General features: G+C 40.3%; 21 protein-coding genes. 3 read left to right on the top strand and 18 right to left on the bottom strand.

Going from position 1 to position 19,123, the window contains the following annotated elements; all coding sequences use genetic code 11:
• The 8 genes from SST111_RS06270 to SST111_RS06235 all read right to left on the bottom strand — a co-directional run bounded on the left by SST111_RS06270 (nucleotide 1) and on the right by SST111_RS06235 (nucleotide 5,815).
• Nucleotides 1-339, bottom strand: a complete 339-nt coding sequence (locus SST111_RS06270; RefSeq protein WP_043028741.1) for a YlxQ-related RNA-binding protein — start codon at nucleotides 337-339, stop codon at nucleotides 1-3.
• The gene (gene rnpM, locus SST111_RS06265; protein WP_002942375.1) at nucleotides 296-592 is read right to left on the bottom strand and encodes an RNase P modulator RnpM; all 297 of its coding nucleotides are present in this window, start codon (nucleotides 590-592) and stop codon (nucleotides 296-298) included. Before rnpM ends, SST111_RS06270 begins: the two co-directional genes overlap by 44 nt.
• Nucleotides 593-608: 16 nt before the next feature.
• Complete coding sequence (gene nusA, locus SST111_RS06260; RefSeq protein WP_024377936.1) at nucleotides 609-1,763, bottom strand: transcription termination factor NusA; 1,155 nt, start codon at nucleotides 1,761-1,763, stop codon at nucleotides 609-611.
• A 73-nt stretch (nucleotides 1,764-1,836) separates the two neighbouring features.
• Entirely contained in the window at nucleotides 1,837-2,307 is a 471-nt protein-coding gene (gene rimP, locus SST111_RS06255; protein WP_002942369.1) for a ribosome maturation factor RimP, read from the bottom strand.
• A gap of 257 nt (nucleotides 2,308-2,564) precedes the next feature.
• Nucleotides 2,565-3,203: a tRNA (guanosine(46)-N7)-methyltransferase TrmB gene (gene trmB / locus SST111_RS06250; RefSeq protein ID WP_099810390.1), complete on the bottom strand. Its 639-nt coding sequence runs from the start codon at nucleotides 3,201-3,203 to the stop codon at nucleotides 2,565-2,567.
• Nucleotides 3,200-3,994: a cell cycle regulator CcrZ gene (gene ccrZ / locus SST111_RS06245; protein WP_002942360.1), complete on the bottom strand. Its 795-nt coding sequence runs from the start codon at nucleotides 3,992-3,994 to the stop codon at nucleotides 3,200-3,202. Before ccrZ ends, trmB begins: the two co-directional genes overlap by 4 nt.
• A 49-nt stretch (nucleotides 3,995-4,043) precedes the next feature.
• On the bottom strand, nucleotides 4,044-5,084 hold the full coding sequence (locus SST111_RS06240) for an ABC transporter permease (RefSeq protein ID WP_099810389.1): 1,041 nt from the start codon (nucleotides 5,082-5,084) through the stop codon (nucleotides 4,044-4,046).
• Nucleotides 5,081-5,815, bottom strand: a complete 735-nt coding sequence (locus SST111_RS06235; protein WP_002942356.1) for an ABC transporter ATP-binding protein — start codon at nucleotides 5,813-5,815, stop codon at nucleotides 5,081-5,083. The genes SST111_RS06240 and SST111_RS06235 overlap by 4 nt, the downstream gene beginning before the upstream one ends.
• Nucleotides 5,816-5,877: 62 nt before the next feature.
• Here SST111_RS06235 and SST111_RS06230 point away from each other — a divergent pair, with 62 nt between their 5' ends.
• Together SST111_RS06230 and SST111_RS06225 are read left to right on the top strand one after the other, a co-directional pair.
• Complete coding sequence (locus tag SST111_RS06230) at nucleotides 5,878-6,291, top strand: HIT family protein (protein ID WP_029188404.1); 414 nt, start codon at nucleotides 5,878-5,880, stop codon at nucleotides 6,289-6,291.
• 1 nt (nucleotide 6,292) lies between these two features.
• Complete coding sequence (locus SST111_RS06225) at nucleotides 6,293-6,595, top strand: chemotaxis protein (RefSeq protein ID WP_099810388.1); 303 nt, start codon at nucleotides 6,293-6,295, stop codon at nucleotides 6,593-6,595.
• A 468-nt stretch (nucleotides 6,596-7,063) separates the two neighbouring features.
• Here the strand turns inward: SST111_RS06225 and SST111_RS06220 are convergent, their stop codons facing one another.
• The 10 genes from SST111_RS06220 to SST111_RS06175 form a co-directional block, all read right to left on the bottom strand.
• Nucleotides 7,064-8,257 (bottom strand): LCP family protein, encoded by a 1,194-nt coding sequence (locus SST111_RS06220; protein ID WP_099810387.1) that lies wholly within the window; start codon nucleotides 8,255-8,257, stop codon nucleotides 7,064-7,066.
• Nucleotides 8,254-8,781 (bottom strand): GNAT family N-acetyltransferase, encoded by a 528-nt coding sequence (locus SST111_RS06215; protein ID WP_024376436.1) that lies wholly within the window; start codon nucleotides 8,779-8,781, stop codon nucleotides 8,254-8,256. The genes SST111_RS06220 and SST111_RS06215 overlap by 4 nt, the downstream gene beginning before the upstream one ends.
• Nucleotides 8,774-9,214 (bottom strand): tRNA (adenosine(37)-N6)-threonylcarbamoyltransferase complex ATPase subunit type 1 TsaE, encoded by a 441-nt coding sequence (gene tsaE, locus SST111_RS06210; RefSeq protein WP_024376437.1) that lies wholly within the window; start codon nucleotides 9,212-9,214, stop codon nucleotides 8,774-8,776. Before tsaE ends, SST111_RS06215 begins: the two co-directional genes overlap by 8 nt.
• Before the next feature lie 100 nt (nucleotides 9,215-9,314).
• Nucleotides 9,315-10,979: a DAK2 domain-containing protein gene (locus SST111_RS06205; protein WP_099810386.1), complete on the bottom strand. Its 1,665-nt coding sequence runs from the start codon at nucleotides 10,977-10,979 to the stop codon at nucleotides 9,315-9,317.
• 2 nt (nucleotides 10,980-10,981) lie between these two features.
• Nucleotides 10,982-11,347, bottom strand: coding sequence for an Asp23/Gls24 family envelope stress response protein (locus SST111_RS06200; RefSeq protein WP_002939192.1), 366 nt, complete (start codon nucleotides 11,345-11,347; stop codon nucleotides 10,982-10,984).
• Nucleotides 11,348-11,472: 125 nt separating this feature from the next.
• A complete protein-coding gene (locus tag SST111_RS06195; protein WP_002942329.1) occupies nucleotides 11,473-12,375 on the bottom strand; it encodes an ABC transporter permease in 903 nt (300 codons plus the stop codon).
• Between the two features lie 13 nt (nucleotides 12,376-12,388).
• A complete protein-coding gene (gene opp4B / locus SST111_RS06190; RefSeq protein WP_024397663.1) occupies nucleotides 12,389-13,345 on the bottom strand; it encodes an oligopeptide ABC transporter permease in 957 nt (318 codons plus the stop codon).
• Between the two features lies 1 nt (nucleotide 13,346).
• The gene (locus SST111_RS06185) at nucleotides 13,347-14,288 is read right to left on the bottom strand and encodes an ATP-binding cassette domain-containing protein (protein ID WP_029750608.1); all 942 of its coding nucleotides are present in this window, start codon (nucleotides 14,286-14,288) and stop codon (nucleotides 13,347-13,349) included.
• Between the two features lie 2 nt (nucleotides 14,289-14,290).
• Nucleotides 14,291-15,289 carry an ABC transporter ATP-binding protein gene (locus tag SST111_RS06180; RefSeq protein ID WP_024379505.1) on the bottom strand — a complete coding sequence of 333 codons (999 nt, stop codon included), beginning with the start codon at nucleotides 15,287-15,289 and terminating at the stop codon, nucleotides 14,291-14,293.
• 376 nt (nucleotides 15,290-15,665) lie between these two features.
• A complete protein-coding gene (locus SST111_RS06175) occupies nucleotides 15,666-17,456 on the bottom strand; it encodes an oligopeptide ABC transporter substrate-binding protein (RefSeq protein WP_099810385.1) in 1,791 nt (596 codons plus the stop codon).
• A 211-nt stretch (nucleotides 17,457-17,667) separates the two neighbouring features.
• Between SST111_RS06175 and pbp3 the strand changes: the two genes are divergently transcribed.
• Nucleotides 17,668-18,909 (top strand): D-alanyl-D-alanine carboxypeptidase PBP3, encoded by a 1,242-nt coding sequence (pbp3, locus tag SST111_RS06170; protein ID WP_099810384.1) that lies wholly within the window; start codon nucleotides 17,668-17,670, stop codon nucleotides 18,907-18,909.
• Nucleotides 18,910-19,123 lie beyond the last annotated feature (214 nt).

The following is a 19,123-nucleotide window of genomic DNA, read 5'->3' as shown; positions in this document are numbered from 1 at the left end:
CTATTCCATAATAGACCTCATCTTCTTTGTAAATCCAGCGTCTGTCACTGCAAGAACTTTTCTAGCCTTGCCGACAGCTGCACTCAATTCCAGTGTTGAAAACACTGTTACAACTTCTACTTGATAGGTATGACTTTTATCTGTTACTTTTTTACTTAAATTTCCAGCAGCATCTTCGGCTAAAAACACCAACTTTGCCTGCCCTTTTTGAATAGCTTCAACAACCAGGTCCTCACCCGAAACCAGGCGACCAGCTCGCTGGGCTAAACCTAATAAATTTAAGATTTTCTGTCTCTTATTCGAGTCCAAGTTCTCTCCTCTTGATCTTATGATCAACATAGGCAATTAATTCATCGTAAAATTCTTCGGCCACTTCCATACTAAAGGAACGATCGAAGACACGACGTTTCTTAGCTTGGCTTGCCTCATCATTGTCAAGCTTGATATAAGCTCCACGACCATTTGCCTTGCCTGTTGGATCGATAAATACTTGACCTTCTTTGTTTTTTACAATACGGAGCAAATCCCGTTTGTCGATGATTTCACCGGACACCACAGACTTGCGCAAGGGTATTTTTCTAGCTTTTGCCATGGCTGCTCCTTTTGTTCTATTCTTGTTCTTCTGTAAATTCTTCCGCGACTTCTTCTACAAGCTCTTCTGTTGCATACTGAGCCGCCTCAAATGCCTCATATTCGGAAGCAGACTTAATGTCGATACGGAAGCCTGTCAAATGGGCTGCCAAACGAACATTCTGACCACGACGACCGATTGCTAGTGACAATTTATCATCTGGCACAACAACAGTAGCATGCTTACCATCTTCTGTATCAAACAATACTTGGTCAACTTCAGCAGGTGCAAGCGCATTGTAGATAAATTCCGCTTCATCTGCGACCCACTCGATGACATCAATATTTTCCTCAGTAGGAATCATACGGTCATTCTTAGCATCATAACGAGCTGGGTGGAACTTACTAGTGATTTTCTTGATATTTGAACCACCACGACCAACGATCGTACCGATGGCATCTACGTTTGGATTGTGGCTACGAACAGCCACTTTCGTACGGTCTCCAGCTTCACGGGCAACACTCATGATTTCAACTGTTCCATCGTATACTTCTGGAATTTCCTGTTCCATGAGACGTTTGATCATTTCTGGATGGCTACGGCTGACAAATACGTTAACACCACGACCATTGTCTTCTACCTTGTAGACATAGACTTCAATACGATCATGAGATTGGAAAACCTCACCAGGAATTTGGTCTTGTTTTGACAATTGTGCTTCAATCGTACCAAGGTTGACATAGATAAAGCGATTATCAAAACGCTCTACCGTACCTGACATAATCTCATTTTCATGTTGCTTGTAGGTATTGAAGGTAATGGCACGCTTTTGTTTGCGCATTTTTTCCATGATGGTCTGCTTAGCTGATTGGGCTGCTACACGACCAAATTCCGCTGGATCTTCTGGGAATTTAATTTTGTCACCCATTTCATAAGCTGATGAAATAGCCAAGGCATCTTTTAGACTAATTTCTAGTCGGCTATCAAATACTTCATCTACTACTTCACGAACAGTAAATACATGGAAATCGCCTTTTTTCTCGTCAAATTCGATCACTGCTGATTCTGATTGACCATAACGGCGTTTATAAGCTGAACGAAGCGACTCTGTAACTGCATCAATGATATCCGCTTTGTTAATACCCATGTCTTCCTCTAAAATACGGAAGGCTTCTAGCATTTCTTTACTCATGTTGTTTTCCTTTTGCGCTCAAAAGGTCCTTTCTTAAAGTCTAATATCTTTATAAAATACTCATGAAAGAGCATTATAACTTAACAGCCAAACGGGCCTTAGCCACCGTCTGGTAAGGAATAGTCACTTCCTTCTTACGAGTTTTATCCATATACTCCATAATCAGGTCTGTTCCATCAAAGGAGAGCAACGTTCCTTCAAAAACCTTGATTTTATCAATTGCCTGATAGAGCTTGACATGGATGTACTTTCCAACCGCCTTCTCAACAGCATCTGCCGTTTTTAAAGGACGCTCCAAACCTGGACTTGTTACCTCCAGCATGTATTGGTCTGGAAATGGGTCTGGCTTGATAGTGTCCAAAATCGGACTGATCTTTTCGGATAAATCTGCCGTATCTTGAAGGGAAATTCCACCCTCCTTATCGACAAAAATCGATAGGACATAGTCACCGCCCATTTTACCATATTCCACATCCACCAACTCGTAAGGAGTTTGAATAGCGGGGGTAATTGCTGCTGTGACCAATTCAATAATTGATGACATAAACACCTCCTATTTTTATAGTCGCTAGAAATACATTACTCAAATAGTTCGCACTATCCAGGACTCTCTATTTCCTTTGACAATAAACTCCCTTGTACTATCCTTCATTCTATATACAGAAATCCGTGTACAGGGAAAGGGTTGACTGACGCCAACCCCTTTTCTCATTATTCACTTACACTATTCTATCATATCTATCCCTATTTGTAAAGGAAAAAGGTCTCTGTTAGACCTCTCCTCATTTTCCACTAAGGGAATTATTGAAACTGTGCTTCCACACGGTAGATAACCTGGCCTTTTTTGGAGAATTTCTCCTCATACTCTGTCATAACGTTGCCTTCCAAACCATCCGCATGCAAATCTAGCCAAACTTGCTTCAAGACCATGCCATATTGAGAAAAACTAGCCAGGCTATACTCAAACAGACCACGATTATCTGTTTTGAAGTGGATTTCTCCCTTCTCAGGTAGGATTTCCTTGTAGGTATCTAAGAATGACTTGTAGGTCAAACGGCGTTTCTCATGACGTTTCTTAGGCCATGGATCAGAAAAATTCAGATAAAGCTGATCTATTTCTACCGGTGCAAAATAGTTGGTCAAACTCGAACCATCCACCTGCAATAATTTTATATTTGGTAAGCCAGCTTCAAGCACACGGTCCAAGGCATAGCTTAACACGGTCATTTGAATATCAATACCAATATAGTTAATATCTGGATTTTGCGTAGCCATACCAGTGACAAAGCGACCTTTACCAGAACCAACTTCTATGTGGATAGGATTATTGTTTCCAAAAATCTCTGCCCATTTCCCCTTACACTCCTCTGGATTGGAGATAACATACTGGGGATTGTTTGCTAGAAGCTCACTCGCTCCCTTACGATTTCTAACTCTCATACTTCCTTATAGAAACTCTGACGGAATTGCCGTAGAGCATAAATTTCTTTATTTGCAGCCAAAACATTGTAGCTTTCTACATGCTTAGCTATTTGGTTTAGATAGCCAAGCTGGCCATACCAATAAACCTTATTTAATACTGTGCTGTTATATTTGTAGCCATAAGCCCGAAGCCACTCTTCCCAGGACTGACGAGGAATATAATGCGTCAAAATATAGGCAACATCCAACATCCGATCCGTTACACAAGCGGTCTCCCAATCTGTCAAATACACCAAACCAGACGTCGTTTCTACCCAGTTACTATGATGCAAATCTCCGTGAACAAATGTTGCTACCTCTTGACGGAATCTTGGTAGATTATTCAATAAATCTTGACAGATAGATTGCAGATAAGAATTCTGTCCCAATCTAGTTGGCGCCTCTTTTTGCCAACGATAAACCAAATCCTGAGGTTCCATATAGGTATAATTCATCTGCAAAGCCTGATTGAGCAAAATGCGAGAATAGTGCATTCTCACCAGTATTTGACGAATCTGTTTACTAGTCATATCTTGACGCTCCAAGGTACGACCATTCAACCACTCCTGCTCTACACGATGCCCCATTCCTACTTCACGATTTGCTGACAAAACGGGTGGTGTAATTTGCTCACGCGCAAGAGCAGACACTATCGGAGGCATCTCATACTTCACAAAGACTGGCGTTCCGTCTGACCGTAGGCCTTTAAACGCTTTGCCACTATTTCCTGCAATAGACTGTAATTGTAGCCCACTGGTATCAAACTGCATGCCTTTCCTCCTTTAAAAATTCCTTACTATTTTACTAATTTTCGTCTATTTAGTCAATCAATTTTTTTAATTTTAGAGGCAAATATATTTCATGCAAGAAAATCCCCACGAGAAGTAAGACGACTACCATCGCATTCTCTTTAGAAAATAGCAGAGCAAAGCCCAATTCCACTACTAATAGACTATATAAAATCACTCTAAGCAAATTCTGAAGACCGATTTTCTTGGAATCTTTCTCCAGAGGATACAGTTGTGTTATATATTGATAATCATAATGCTTGTAAAGCCCCAACAACTGGAAGACAAGCAAATAATGAAAGACTAAAACTAAGCCGATGGATAACCACGATTCTTCAATGGCAAATAAGGACAAAATCGCCAACAACAGTAGACGTATCGTCAAGCCCAAGTAGTCTCCTGAACGCAAGAAAGCCCGTAAGTAGAGATAAAACCAAGTCTGTCTCGACTTGACAAGACGCAAGATTCCATTGAGATAGTCTCTCGGTTTAACAGTCGTACTGATTCCTTTAACCGTCGTAAATAAGGCAAAGAAACGTAAAATAGACTGTTTCCTTTTTTGTTCATCTGGAATAGCCTTAGACCAGTCCAATACTCCCTGTGACTGATAAGCCACTAATTGGCGCTTGACAAAAAGACATTTTAAAACCAACAAAGTAAGAAGACCAGCTACAATCATCCACACCGGTAAACCCAGTTTCAAATAGATTGGTAACAAAACAAGCTGAACCATCACCTGTATAGAGGACCAAAACAAGACCGTGCGTCTGGCTGCAACCTCGAGTCCTTGCAGAATGTCTTTTTCCTTGGTCAATAGGAAGATTTGATCAGCTTCTTCTAGATAAGTCGCAATTTTTCCGGACACTAGTACCAGTAGACTGATTGCAATAACCACAAAAACAATCGGCAACGGATTCTCAGGGAATGACAACAATAATTGACGGTATTGCAAACTCAAAAAGCCTAATAAAACCATGAGAACCAAAACAAAATGGTCATTCAGAACATAGCGCAGATACTTGGAACAACGATTTAAAAAATCTAGTCGGCGTTGTTGAAACAATTCTTTCATCCAGCCACTCCTTCTTGCGTCAAGGCCAGATAAATTTCATTCAGACTTGCACCATCCATACCAAATGCGCTTTGTAGCTCCTCCAAATTTCCAGTTGCACGAACCTGTCCCTGATGTAAAATCACAAAAGAGTCGCACATTTTCTCAGCTGAGTCAAGAACGTGAGTGGACATGAGGATTGAAGTGCCCTTAGATTTTTCTTCCTCCAAAAGAGCGATTAAATCAGAGATAGCCACAGGGTCTAATCCCAGAAAAGGCTCATCAACAATCAACAGACTCGGCTCCACCATAAAAGCACAAATAATCATGACCTTCTGCTTCATTCCCTTTGAAAAATTGACAGGAAACCAGTCCAATTTCTCATCCAAGCGAAACAGTTTTAACAAGTGCTCAACACGTCCCCAAGCTTGCTCCCAGGATAAATCATAGGCCATTGCTACCACTTCCAAGTGCTCTTTGAGAGTTAGTTCTTCATACAAACTTGGTGTTTCAGGGATAAATCCAATCTTCTTCCGATAATTTTCAGCCCCTTGTAGCAAAGTTAGGCCGTCAATTGCAATCTGTCCCTGATAGGGGGTCAAAAGACCGATAATTTCCTTAATAGTCGTTGATTTCCCTGCACCATTTAAACCAATTAGACCAACTAATTGACCATCCTCAACGGTAAAAGATACATCTTTCAAAACTGGGATATTGACATATCCTCCAGTTACATTTTTTACTTCTAACATACATTTCTTCCTACAATTTGATATAATTATTATAACAAAAATCCTAGAAAGAGGTTGCCATTATGTCGGATTGTATTTTTTGCAAAATTATCTCTGGAGAAATACCAGCTTCAAAAGTCTACGAAGATGACCAAGTATTAGCCTTTTTAGACATCACTCAGGTCACAAAAGGACACACATTGGTTGTCCCTAAAAAACACTACCGAAACGTGCTTGATATGGATAAAGACGCTGCATCCACACTCTTTTCTGTTGTGCCAACCATCGCTCGTCAGTTAAAAGAAAAACTTGGAGCTAGTGGTCTAAACATCGTTAATAATAACGAGGAGGCCGCTGGGCAAACCGTCTTTCATACACACATCCATCTCTTACCACGCTTTAACAATCAAGATGGATTGAGCATTCAATTTAAAGCCAACGACCCTGACTTCCCAGCCCTGGCTCAACTGGCACAAGAGCTCTATCTAGGAGAATAATATGAAACTTCGTAATATCATTTTAGCCGCAAGCGCCGCTACCGCCAGCTTCCTTGCAGTCACGCATCGGGATAAAATCGCTAAAGAAGTACAGGAAACCAAACAACTTCTATCAGATATTCAACTGAGCAAGAACAATATTCAGGAACAACTTGCCATTATCCAAAGTTTTCAAGAACCCTTGCAGGAAATGGCTTCTGACTTACAATATAAGACTCGAGTCTATCAGCAAAGCATTGCAGGAAACTTGGAAGAAATCCAACAGATTCTCAAAAAATACCAGAATGAGAATAACACTCCCTAACATAGGGAATTTCCAAATATCGTCATTTAGTTTTTCTTTTATTACTTCGACATAAGAAGAAACTCCGTTTCCTTATTTCCAACTTCAAACACTTCACTGGATTGTTTGAACTCGCCTTGCCTAACTTCAGTTATGCCTGCGGCTTTTGATGTGAACATCGTTCACTTTATCCCCAGTCTCCAACTATCTCCCAGATAGTTGGAGCGAGTACTAAAAGTAAACTAAAAGCCTATAAAAATATAAAAAGTTGAAGAAGTTTGCGAAAGATAGCAAGTCATTAAACTCTTAGAAACATTGATATTTCGGCGTTTCTGAGAGTTTTTTATTTTCAACATAAAGAAAAAAGATTGAAGAAAATTGTCCAAAATGGACTTTTTCTTCAATCTGAGAGGTTGCAAACGACCTCTATTTTTATAGGCTTTTTGTACTCGCTCGTCAAAGTAATAAAAGAAGAACTAGATGACTACATTATTGTGACCCGCTTTCATCACCAAGTACTGGCTCTGTTGAAAAATCGGTTACCAGCTCTTCTGTTGTTACAGTCGTAGTAGCCGATGGACTCCCTATTTCTGGAGCCAAGCTTTCTGCCCATGGACTTGCTTCTAACAGCAAGAGATTTGTATATACATCATAAACGTTTATTGGACTTGGCAATCCCATCTGTCCTTCGTAGACCTTCACGTTTGTGACTAAGTCGGTCTTTTCTTCTAAGCCGATAGATTTTTTCAGAATATTTTGCATTTCCAATAGATGTTCACTGGTTGGTAATTGATAATAGATTTCATCAACCATTTGGTCCACACCGCGCAACTGATAGGAATTCAACTTAGAGACCGAGTCTTTATAACCCAGGAGGCTTGGAATTGTCGCAGGACTAATCTCAATGTTGGTTCGCATATTATTGGAGATGGCGGTCAGAATCTTCTTATACTGGGTCAAACCATCTAACTGGAGGAGTTTTTTTATAATAGCCGTGATAACTTCTCGTTGGCGTCTCTGACGTCCGATATCCCCCTCAGGATCATCATAGCGCATCCGAGCATAAACCAGCGCCTGATCCCCATTTACCAACTGTTGCCCCGGCTGGACAATAGAGGTATAGGCAGGCTCATGTTCTGAAATGGATATAGGGAAGCCAAGAGTATTGTTTACCTCAATACCTCCAACCGCATCAACAAGCTCAACCAGACCATCCATATTTATTTCGATATAGCGGTCAATGTTAATATCCATCATCTTTTCGATCGTGGCAATGGCCATCGGTGCCTGTCCGTAGCTATAAGAATGATTTAGTTTTTCAACCGTTCCTGAAGACTCCCCGTTCGCTTCTGCAATCTCAACCATAATATCACGAGTCAAGCTCATCATATTGGTTTCCTTAGTCTTGGGATTAACAGTTACTAAAATCATCGAATCACTACGGCCACCCTCCCAATCTCCCCCGCGGGTCGCTTGGTCCATATCCACCCCCATCAGTAGGATAGTTAGGGGCTCTGTCGCATCAATAGGAGTGATTTCTTCCTCTCCATCTAGCTGCTTATAGGTTTTTGAAATAGTACCTGTAGAAAAATTTAACAAGCTGGCCCCATATATTAAGCCGGCACCTAGTGTTAAACCAACAATAGCCAAAGACATTAAGAATATTTTTTTTCCAATTGTCATACTTCACCAATTAACTTGCCCATATAATAAAGATCAAGCCATTCTCCTTCATCTGTTCTAGCCCCACGTATCTGGGTTCCTTCAATGTTGAATCCTAGTTTTTGGTATAAATGTACTGCCGCCTCATTGCGAACCTGAACCGTCAATTCCAAACGCTTCAATACATCCATTTCCTCTGCCCAATGCAATACTTCCTCCAGTAAAATCGTCCCTAGACCGTGACCCCAGTAGGCTTTTTTTACTGCAATAAAAATATTTCCGATATGGCTAATGCGAAACTGCTTAGAGGACTTAACAGAAATTGCGCCGACGACTTCCGAACCAACCTTAGCCAATAGGCACAATTCACGAGGATTTTCGATTCCTGCTTCGAAGATGGTCTCCATTTCATCAACACTAAATCGAAAACCAGTCTCATCCATGACCAGATAATCCGTTTCTCTAGCAACTTGATTCATAAAATCAATAAAAGCTGCTGCATCAGCTGGTTCAGCTTCACTAAAATACACTTCTTTTTCAGACATTTTGGAACTCCTTCGCTAAATCGCTACTTTGAGCCCCATGAGATTCGACTGTCAATCGTCGACCATCTCCCTCTTTCTCTATACGAATGAGCAAATAGTCATCAAATAGACTGACATCCAGTAATTCTCCCCACTCGATAACCGTTAGACCTCCTCCATAGAGAAAATCATCCAAATCAATCGAGTCAGGGTCATCTCCAATTCGATAAACATCTAAGTGATAGAGTGGCATGGTCCCCTCATACTCTCGAACGATCGTATAAGTAGGACTCTTAATCATCTGTTCAATTTTTAAACCCTTGGCCAAACCCTTGGTCAGAGTTGTTTTCCCAGCACCCAAATCCCCTGATAATACTAGAACTTGATTTGGCTTACAGGCTTTTCCAATTCTCTCACCAATGGCAATCAATTCATTTTCATTCTGACTATACATGTCTTTAATTATACCATAGCCCCAGTAGTTTGTCATAGGTCTACTGGAAATTGTAGACAAGTCGACAGAAAAAATCGCAAGCCAGAGCCTGCGATTTTGTTTATTCTACGCTGAAAAGATATGGATAGACTGGTTGATTTCCTTGATGGATTTCAAACTCAACATCTTCAAATTGTTCTTCTAGCTGTTCAGCAAGAGTTTGAGCCACTTCTTCATTACCATCTTCACCGATATAGATCGTCACGATTTCGCTGTCTTCGTCCAGCATTTTCTCAAATGTAGCGACAAGTGTTTCCATTATATCAGGATTAGAAACCACAATCTTGCCATCAACCATACCAAGGTTGTCATTCTCATGGATTTCAAGACCATCGATGGTTGTATCGCGGACCGCAGTTGTCACGCTACCACTTTTCACCTCTGCGAGAGATGCCGTCATCGCGTCAAAGTTGCTTTCCAAATCACGACTTGGATCAAAAGCAAGCAAGCTAGTAAAACCTTGTGGTAGGGTCTTAGTTTCCACAACCTTAACCGCAACTTCTGCAACCTCAGCAGCCGTCTGAGCAGCCATCAAGATATTTTTGTTGTTTGGCAACAAGATGACATTGCGGGCATTGACCAATTCAATAGCATTGACAAAATCTTCTGTTGATGGGTTCATGGTCTGACCACCTGAAATCACATAGTCAACACCTTGTGATTTGAAGATTTCTGTCAAACCTTCCCCAGCAGCTACCGCAATAATAGCATACTCTTTTTGTTCAGCCGGTTTTTGGAAACTTTCTTCTTTCTCAACCTGAGCTTCATGTTGCTCACGCATATTGTCCACTTTTACCTTGACCAAGCTACCGTATTGAAGACCTGCCTGCATGACCAAGCCTGGATCTTCTGTATGGACGTGGACTTTAACGATTTCATCATCGTTGACCACAAGGAGAGAATCCCCAAGGTCGTTAAGGTAGTCACGGAATTCTTCATAATCAAAGTCCTTGACATAAGTAGGACCCTGGCGAAGAGCTACCATGATTTCTGTACAGTAACCAAAGGTAATATCTTCAGTCGCTACATGACCTGCAACTGACTTGTGGTGCTCAGCATTAATCATTTCAGACATAACAGCAGGTGTCGCCTCAAAATCTTCCGAAGCAATATACTCACCCGTCAAAGCTGACAAGAAGCCTTCATAAATGTAAACAAGACCTTGTCCACCTGAATCGACAACGCCAACTTCCTTCAAGACTGGAAGCATCTCTGGCGTTTTCTTAAGAGCACGGTTAGCACCATCAAGAGTGGCACGCATGACCTCAACCGCATCATCAGTCTCTTCTGCCTTTTTCAAAGCGGCAGTGGCTGCCCCACGCGAAACAGTAAGAATTGTACCTTCAACTGGCTTCATAACGGCTTTATAAGCCACTTCTACACCATGTTGAAAGGCTTGCGCCAAATCCTTACCGTCCAATTCAACCTTGCCTTTAACAGATTGACCAAAACCACGGAACAATTGCGACGTAATAACACCTGAGTTTCCACGAGCTCCCATCAACAAGCCCTTAGAAAGAATTTGCGCAACTTCTCCAACAGTAGAAGCAGACTTATCTGCTACTTCTTTAGCACCATTGGTAATAGTCATCCCCATGTTGGTACCAGTATCCCCATCTGGAACTGGGAAAACATTGAGTGAGTTCACATATTCGGCTTGTTTATTCAGACGAGTTGATGCTGCCTGCACCATTTCTTGAAATAAACTAGTTGTAATTTTAGACACAATTATTCTCCTACGACTTTGATATTTTGGATAAAGACATTGACGGCATCTACAGAGATACCTAGTTGATTTTCCAAGTTGAACTTAACGCGTTCTTGGATGTTGCGAGATACTTCACTGATTTTTACACCGTAGCTCATCACAGTATAAACATCGACTGCAATGCGACCATCTTCCAAGGTCTTAATCACAACACCTTTAGAATAATTTTCTTTTCTCAAAAGTGCTTGAAAATTATCCTTGATCGCAGACTTACTAGCCATCCCAACAACACCGAAAATCTCAGTCGTAGCACCGCCAACAACTGTGGCAATCACGTCGTCAGTCAATTCGATTTGGCCGTCTTTAGTATTGATTTTAACAGTCATAATTCGTTACCTCAAATAGTTTTATCACTCCATTTTACCATATTTTCCAAATTCTGTAAAAAACAAGCTTGTGACAGCTGAAATGTACAGAAAAAGAGTTCCAGAAAGAACTCTTATATATTTGTTTAACCCAAACGTTGTTTGGCATCTGCTGCACGTTGGAAAGCTTGTCCGACATAGTTGATACAGAGCATCATCACAAGGATGAAGATAGCTGCTGGCAACCAAATCCATGTCTTGTTTTCCAAAATATCTGCATTGCGGGCATTGGCAATCAAGGTACCCAAACTTGGTACTGTCGATGGTAGACCGAAACCAAGATAAGTCAACGAAGTCTCAATACCGATATTTCCCGCAAAGTTCAAGGTCAAGTTGACGATAATCAATGAACTTAAGTTTGGTAAAATTTCACGGAACATAATCATGAAGTCGCTTGTTCCCAATGTTTTTGATGCATTGACATAATCCAAGCTTGCCTCTGACAAAGTCCTTGTACGGAATAGACGAGCCTTGGCCGTCCAATAAAAGGCACTCATGATGAGAATGAAGTGATAGATCGTATAGTTCTTGATAACTGTCACGAATACAATGATCAACATAGTCACTGGCAAAATCATGATGAAATCGACAATACGCATCAAGAATCCGTCCAAACGACCACCGTAATAACCAGAAATCAGACCGATAGAGATACCAACAATACTAGTAATAATCGTAATTGTAAAACCGATAATGATCGAGTTACGAGCACCGATAATCAGCTGACCAAAGATATCTTTACCACCTTCATCTGTCCCCAAGATATAGCCGTTAACACCTGGTTCCAAGTAACGTCCCAAAAGGTTGACTTTCATAACTTGTTCTTGATCCAACAGAAGCGCTCCGATAAAGACTGCCAAGAGAACCGTCACTAAGATAATTAATGAGGTCAATGCAAGTCGATCCTTCATAAACTCCCGCGCGATGACACGGAAGCCACCTGGAGGAGTTGAAGCAGATTGTACTTGTTTTTTATTTTCTTTACTCACCTTACTCCTCCTTCTATTTCACACGGATACGTGGATCCACGATACTCATGATAATATCTGAAATCAATGTCCCCAACAAGGTACCCATACCAAATATCAACAACAAAGCCAAGATGACACTATAGTCACGACTAGAAATAGAGTTATAGAATAACTGACCGATACCTGGATAAGTGAAAATATTTTCAATGAAGATAGAACCACCAATCAATCCTGTCAATTCATAGCCCAAGAAAGATGCAATTGGCAAGATAGAATTACGGAAGATATGACGGTTATAAACAACTCTCTCAGGAACACCTTTGGCACGAGCTGTACGAACATAGTCCTGGCTCTTCGCATCGATAATCCCCGTACGAAGATATTGAATAGTTACTGTTGTTGACAAAATTGCCATTGTAATCGCTGGAAGAATCATGTGGTGTAAGCGACTGAGAATGGCTGCAAATCCTTCTACACCGCCACCGATAGAACCACGTGTTGGAAACCAACCTAAACTAAAACCAAATAACCAGAGCATCAAAATTGCAAATACGAAAGTTGGTGTTGAGAAAGTCAAGAAATTGTAAACACCAATGACTTTATCAGCAAGTGAATTTTGATAACGACCCGCAATCATACCTAAAGGAAGGGCAATAGCATAGGTCAAAATCATAGTAAGCAATGATAACCAAATTGTGTTATTCAAACGCTGCATAATCACATCGATAACCGGTTGTTTAAAGAGGAAACTTTGTCCAAAATCACCCTGCAATAGATTACCAACCCAGCGGAAGTATTGAATATGAATTGGGTCATAGTACCCTGCTGCAATCCGTTTTTGTTCAATAATAGCAGGGTCAATATTAGGGTCAATCATACCGGTAAATGGATCACCAGGCATCATTTTTGCAACAAAGAATGCAATGACACTCAGAATGATAATCTGAGGAACCATCATGAGTAAACGTCGTAATACTGTTTTCCACATCTTAGTTCTTACCTCCTTCTGGAAGGGCTACTTGATGAGTTGCTGAAAAAGCTTTCAAATCGTATACACGACCGTTTTCATCATAGTACTGACCTTGTTTTTCTTGGTACTCTTTCTCTGCAGCCAAACGTTTTTCCTTATTTTTCAAACGATTTACTGGATCAATTGATGGAATCGCAGACAACAAACGTTTAGTGTAAATATGTTGTGGATTATTATAAATATCGTTCTTATTTCCTGTCTCTACGAAACGTCCGCGATACATGATGAACAATTCATCACACATGTGTTGTACAACACCGAGGTCATGGGAAATAAAGAGATAGCTAAGCTTGAACTCATCTTGGATACGTTTCATATAGTTCAAGACCTGTGCCTGAACAGACAAATCCAAGGCAGAAACCGGCTCGTCAGCAATAATCAAACGAGGGTTACTAGCCAAGGCACGAGCAACACCGATACGTTGACGCTGACCACCTGAGAATTCATGAGGATATTTAATCAGGGCTTCTTCATTTAGACCGATTGTATCCAAGAGATGAAGAACCTTTTTCTTTTCTTCATCTGGAGATAAGCGGTCAAAGTTACGAATTGGTTCTGCAATGATGTCCAAAATACGTTTTTTCGGGTTAAAACTTGAAAGAGAATCTTGGAAAATCATTTGAACATCACGATTAAAGTTTCCTTTTTTACCACGTGATTTGTTGGTTACATTTTGTCCTTCATAGATAATCTGACCAGAAGTGGCACGCTCTAAACCGATAATTGCCTTACCAATGGTCGATTTCCCAGAACCTGACTCACCTACCAAACCATAGGTTTTTCCTTCTTCAAACTCAATATTAACGCCATCGACAGCATAGACATGATCCGTCACACGGTTAAAGAAGCCACTACGAATTGGATAATGGACTTTTAAATCTTTTACTTCAATAAATCCCACTATTAGGCCTCCCCTTCAAAATAGAATGTCTCATGGCAGGTACAACGAACAAAGTGATTTGGACCTACCTCGTGCATGCTCGGATTCTCTTCATGAGCCTCTGCTCCAATCCACGGAATACGTGGAGCAAAGCGGCAACCCTTACGAACCATTTTTGTAATCGGCGGCACAATACCTTCAATAACATGAAGATTGCCTCCTTCGCTACCTGATTGAGGATTTGACTTCAAGAGCGAACGTGTATATGGATGTTTTGGATTGGTAAAGAGTTCTTCTACTGGCGCTACTTCGACAAACTGACCACCGTACATGACAGCCACACGATCAGCAGTCTCTGCAACTACTCCCAAGTCATGGGTAATTAAAATAATACCCGAACCTGTCTCCGCTTGAATATCATTTAAGAGATCCAAGATTTGTGCTTGAATTGTAACATCCAAGGCTGTTGTCGGTTCGTCCGCAATAATAATTGGCGGTTTACAAGACAAGGCCATCGCAATAATGATACGCTGACGCATACCACCTGAAAGCTCATGTGGATACTGTTTAAATGTCCGCTTAGGATTCGGAATACCTACCTGAGCCAAGAGTTCCAAAACTCGCTCTGTACGAGCATTGGCATCCAAATCAGTGTGATAGAACAGCGCCTCATCAATCTGTGCACCAATCGTCATCAATGGATTTAGAGAAGCCAAGGGATCTTGGAAAATCATACCAATATCATTACCACGTACCGTATTGTACTTAGCTTCATCCATACCAATCAATTCCATATCATTGTACTGGATGCTTCCTGTGATTTTGGTATTCAAAGGGTTATGCAAGCCCATAATGGTCGTTGCCAAAGTTGATTTACCACAACCAGATTCCCCTACAATTGCCAAAATTTCATTTTTTTGCAATGAGATGTCAACGCCGTCAACAGCGTCAAAATAATCATCTCCAATACGGAAACCGACGTGTAAATCTTTAATGTCTAAAAGCGGTTTTTCGGTAGCCACGCTTTTTCCTCCTTTATGTGCCAGCTAATCAAGCTCAATCAATTCAATATCCTTACGATTATCAAGTTCATATAATGTTTGATTAACTGACTTTATATAACTACTCTAGAATAACATATTTCTATCAATTATCGTTTGATAGCGGTTACCCAGAAGTAAAACATGTACTATATCCAATCATAAATCAAGACCATCCCTATTACTGACTCAATTAGAAATTGAGTAGGTTAATGTGATCTATCTTGAGTTTTTGTTAGTAGTGACTCATTTTTTGTGTACTGAGTCTACTATACCATAATTATCAGAAAATTCCAATAGCAATCTGAAAAAAGCCAACCAAGTTGGCTTTTCAGATTTTATTATCTTCTTTATAAAACTATTCTGCAGCTACACCTTTGTCAGCAGTTAGTTCAATACCTTCATAAGCAATACCATTTCCTGAAGCTGAACCATAGTTAGAATCATAGTTTTTCACACGTTTGTTAAGTGCTGTAACCCTTTCAGATTCAAATGTTGGAATAGCAAATGCTTGTTCGTAAGCATATTTTTGCCAAGCCTTATAGTTCTCAACATTTTTCTTATCATCAAATGATTCTGTTGAGCTGATTGCATTCAACAATTTAGTGTTTTCATCAGACACGAAGCGTGACATGTTGAAGGCTGCGATAGGTCCCCAAGTACCTGTTGGGTTTGGATCATAACCTGTAGACCAGCCACCAGCATACATATCGATAGCAGGATCATTTGCTTGAATTGCATCGTAGAATGAGTTGATTTCAACTGTACGACCTGTGTACAATTCAACGTTCAAGCCGACTTCTTTCCACCAAGCAATGTACTGTTGTACAAGTGCTTCGTTAGCTTCAGTACGTTTACGAGCTGCAAAGGTAATCTTGAATTCTTTACCATCTTTACCTTCACGGATTCCGTCGCCATCTACATCTTTATAGCCAGCTTCGTCTAAGAGTTTCTTAGCTTTTTCAGGATCGTATGAATAACCTTCCAACTCTGAATCATGAATATCGCCGAAGAATGAGATAATCAATGATTTTGCTGGGTGGTAAAGACCATTGTACAATGACTCACCAGCTGTCTTGGTATCAATTGCATAGGCAATCGCTTGACGAAGTTTTACATCATTCATTTTAGCATTTTCATCCATGACGTTTTTACCTGCAGCCTCGTCATATTTACCAAAGTTGAATGAAATGTACTCGTAAGCTGAATCCAATGAACCAACAATATTCAAGTTGGATGCTTCTTTGTATGAATCCAACTGGTCAACAGGCATCTCAGCGATGTCATAGTTACCAGCCTTCATTTCAGAAACAATAGTATCAGGAGATACAATATCAACCTTCAATGAACTTGTTTTTTGAACTTTTCCTTTAAAGTAGTATTCGTTTGGTACGTAAGTGATAGACTCACCGTTTACGATTTCCTTAATCTTCCATGGACCCATACCTACAAGCTTAGCAGTACGTGAGTACTCGCTCTTTTCCCAATCTGCTACAGGAATATCTTTATAGATGTGCTCTGGTTGGATATAGGATGGAACATCACCACCGGCATACATCATAGAAGGTGACATTTCTTTCACAGTCAATTCTACTGTATAGTCATCAATTTTCTTAAGACCAGAGATGTCAGAAGCTGTTCCAGCAACGAATTCTTTCATACCTTCAATGTTCAAGAATTTATCATCAAAACGAACACCTGTATAGTCTTTGCTTGCCATTGACTTAATCGTAAAGATATAGTCGTTGATAGTGAATGGTTGACCATCTGACCACTTGTAGTCCTTACCAGTCAAGCTAACCGTAATTTTCTTACCTTTCACATCAAATTCAGCTTTAGCAAGACCAGAATCATCTAACTTACGATCACCATCCCAACCAAAAAGTGGAATATCAACAAAACCACCAAAGGTTGAGTCAGTTGTGTTTTCAGTCAATTCATCAATCAAAAGACCTGATGAAGTTGTTGGTGATACCCATGCATATTTCAACTGAGCGTCAGAAACAGCTGTCCCATCTTGTTTTACTTCAGATGGGAATGACAATTCCTGTTTTGCTGCACCTGATTGTTTAGAACCACATGCTGCAAGAACAGATGCTGAAAGGAGAGTCACACCTGCAAGTGCAAAAAGTTTCGTTGTCTTTTTCATAAAACACCTCTGTTTTCTTTTTGTTTGACACTTATTACATGTCTTATAGAAATCATTATATCATAAATTTTTCTTAAATAAAGCCTTTTTGTCAGAAAATTTTGTAAAAACATAATTTTTCAGCATTTTCTCATTTTTTACATGTTTTTCCCAAGTTTTTCTCACATTTCTTGTGATATAATAGAAACAAATAACAGATAAAGGAACGATTATGCGTAAACTTCTAATAACACTCACTACGATTCTTGCATTTTTTTTGACTTCCACACCGATTATGGCAGAAGATTTTTCTGTTGCAGCCAAGCATGCTATCGCAGTTGAAGTAAGTAGCGGCAAAATCTTGTATGAGCAAGATGCCGAAACCAAAGCAAGCATTGCTTCTATCAGTAAGATATTGAGCATTTACCTGGTCTACGAAGCACTGGCAAAGGGTGAGATTACTTTAGATACTATGGTAGATATTTCTGATTATCCCTATAGCCTCACTTCTAATACAGAATTAAGCAATGTCAACCTAGATGAACGTTCCTATTCAGTAAGAGACCTATTAAACGCTTCTTTGATAACATCATCCAATAGTGCTATTATTGCTCTGGCAGAAAAAATAGCCGGTAGCGAAGCTGCATTCGTGGATCGAATGAAAGCAAAAGTCCAAGAATGGGGAATTACTGACGCAAAGATTGTAAATGTATCCGGACTAGACAATACCGACTTGGGTGAAAATATTTATCCAGGTTCCAGTCCCGAAGATGTAAATATGTTTTCAGCCTTAGATGTTGCTACCATTGCAAGACGATTAATACTCGACTATCCTCAGGTACTCGACATTACCTCACTAAACGCCTACGATTTTGGTGGCTACACTTACTATAGCACCAACCAAATGCTAAGCGATGGTACTCACGCTCGTGGAGGGGTTGACGGCTTAAAAACAGGGACCTCAAACTCAGCAGGTTCAAGTTTTGTTGCGACAACCAATCAAGCCGGCATGAGAATTATTACTGTGGTGCTAAATGCTACAGATGGGTTGACTTACCCTGAAAATCGATTTGTCGCGACAAATGATTTGATGAACTATGTTTATTCTAACTTTTCGCTTGTTACGCTAGTAAAAAAAGGGGAAGCTTTTGAAGGTAGTAAGATAAAGGTTTTCAATGGTGAAAAAGAAACAAGTCCTGTTGTTGCAGCAGCAGATTTAACTGTTGTTCAACGAAATCAAACTGATAATGTCCCCACCGCAACTTTCACAACGGATATAAAAGAAATTGATGCTCCCCTCAAAGCAGGGACCTTGGTTGGCAAACTGCAACTGAAAGATCAAGATCTCATTGGAAAAGGTTATATTTCCGAGCAAGCTAGTGTCGATATGATTATCCCTAGCGATATGAAAGAAGCATCCTGGCCTTTCTCTTGGTGGAATCAATTTGTCCGCTATGTCAATGAAAAATTATAAAAAATAGTATGTCGAACGATTTTCGACATACTATTTTTTTATCGCAGAGTGACATCCGCTACTCCTTATCTCCAACTTCAGTGGGGAGTTTGACAGGCTTGAACAGCTTTAAGGCTGTTTGAGTCACAAGGTTGGCCGAATTACAAAGAGGAGCGACTGCCGTCGCTCCTCATCTCCAACGTCGGTTGGAGATTTTGTGGCTTTTAGCAAACTC

The sequence above is a fragment of the Streptococcus suis YS161 genome, assembly GCF_002760245.1.
Taxonomy (GTDB): domain Bacteria; phylum Bacillota; class Bacilli; order Lactobacillales; family Streptococcaceae; genus Streptococcus; species Streptococcus suis_I.
This window is presented reverse-complemented; position numbering and strand designations above follow the sequence as displayed.

Coding starts and splice junctions, on each gene's coding strand:
- SST111_RS06270 (WP_043028741.1), bottom strand. CDS start 339: ATGTTGATCATAAGATCAAGAGGAGAGAACTTGGACTCGAATAAGAGA.
- rnpM (WP_002942375.1), bottom strand. CDS start 592: ATGGCAAAAGCTAGAAAAATACCCTTGCGCAAGTCTGTGGTGTCCGGT.
- nusA (WP_024377936.1), bottom strand. CDS start 1,763: ATGAGTAAAGAAATGCTAGAAGCCTTCCGTATTTTAGAGGAAGACATG.
- rimP (WP_002942369.1), bottom strand. CDS start 2,307: ATGTCATCAATTATTGAATTGGTCACAGCAGCAATTACCCCCGCTATT.
- trmB (WP_099810390.1), bottom strand. CDS start 3,203: ATGAGAGTTAGAAATCGTAAGGGAGCGAGTGAGCTTCTAGCAAACAAT.
- ccrZ (WP_002942360.1), bottom strand. CDS start 3,994: ATGCAGTTTGATACCAGTGGGCTACAATTACAGTCTATTGCAGGAAAT.
- SST111_RS06240 (WP_099810389.1), bottom strand. CDS start 5,084: ATGAAAGAATTGTTTCAACAACGCCGACTAGATTTTTTAAATCGTTGT.
- SST111_RS06235 (WP_002942356.1), bottom strand. CDS start 5,815: ATGTTAGAAGTAAAAAATGTAACTGGAGGATATGTCAATATCCCAGTT.
- SST111_RS06230 (WP_029188404.1), top strand. CDS start 5,878: ATGTCGGATTGTATTTTTTGCAAAATTATCTCTGGAGAAATACCAGCT.
- SST111_RS06225 (WP_099810388.1), top strand. CDS start 6,293: ATGAAACTTCGTAATATCATTTTAGCCGCAAGCGCCGCTACCGCCAGC.
- SST111_RS06220 (WP_099810387.1), bottom strand. CDS start 8,257: ATGACAATTGGAAAAAAAATATTCTTAATGTCTTTGGCTATTGTTGGT.
- SST111_RS06215 (WP_024376436.1), bottom strand. CDS start 8,781: ATGTCTGAAAAAGAAGTGTATTTTAGTGAAGCTGAACCAGCTGATGCA.
- tsaE (WP_024376437.1), bottom strand. CDS start 9,214: ATGTATAGTCAGAATGAAAATGAATTGATTGCCATTGGTGAGAGAATT.
- SST111_RS06200 (WP_002939192.1), bottom strand. CDS start 11,347: ATGACTGTTAAAATCAATACTAAAGACGGCCAAATCGAATTGACTGAC.
- opp4B (WP_024397663.1), bottom strand. CDS start 13,345: ATGTGGAAAACAGTATTACGACGTTTACTCATGATGGTTCCTCAGATT.
- SST111_RS06175 (WP_099810385.1), bottom strand. CDS start 17,456: ATGAAAAAGACAACGAAACTTTTTGCACTTGCAGGTGTGACTCTCCTT.
- pbp3 (WP_099810384.1), top strand. CDS start 17,668: ATGCGTAAACTTCTAATAACACTCACTACGATTCTTGCATTTTTTTTG.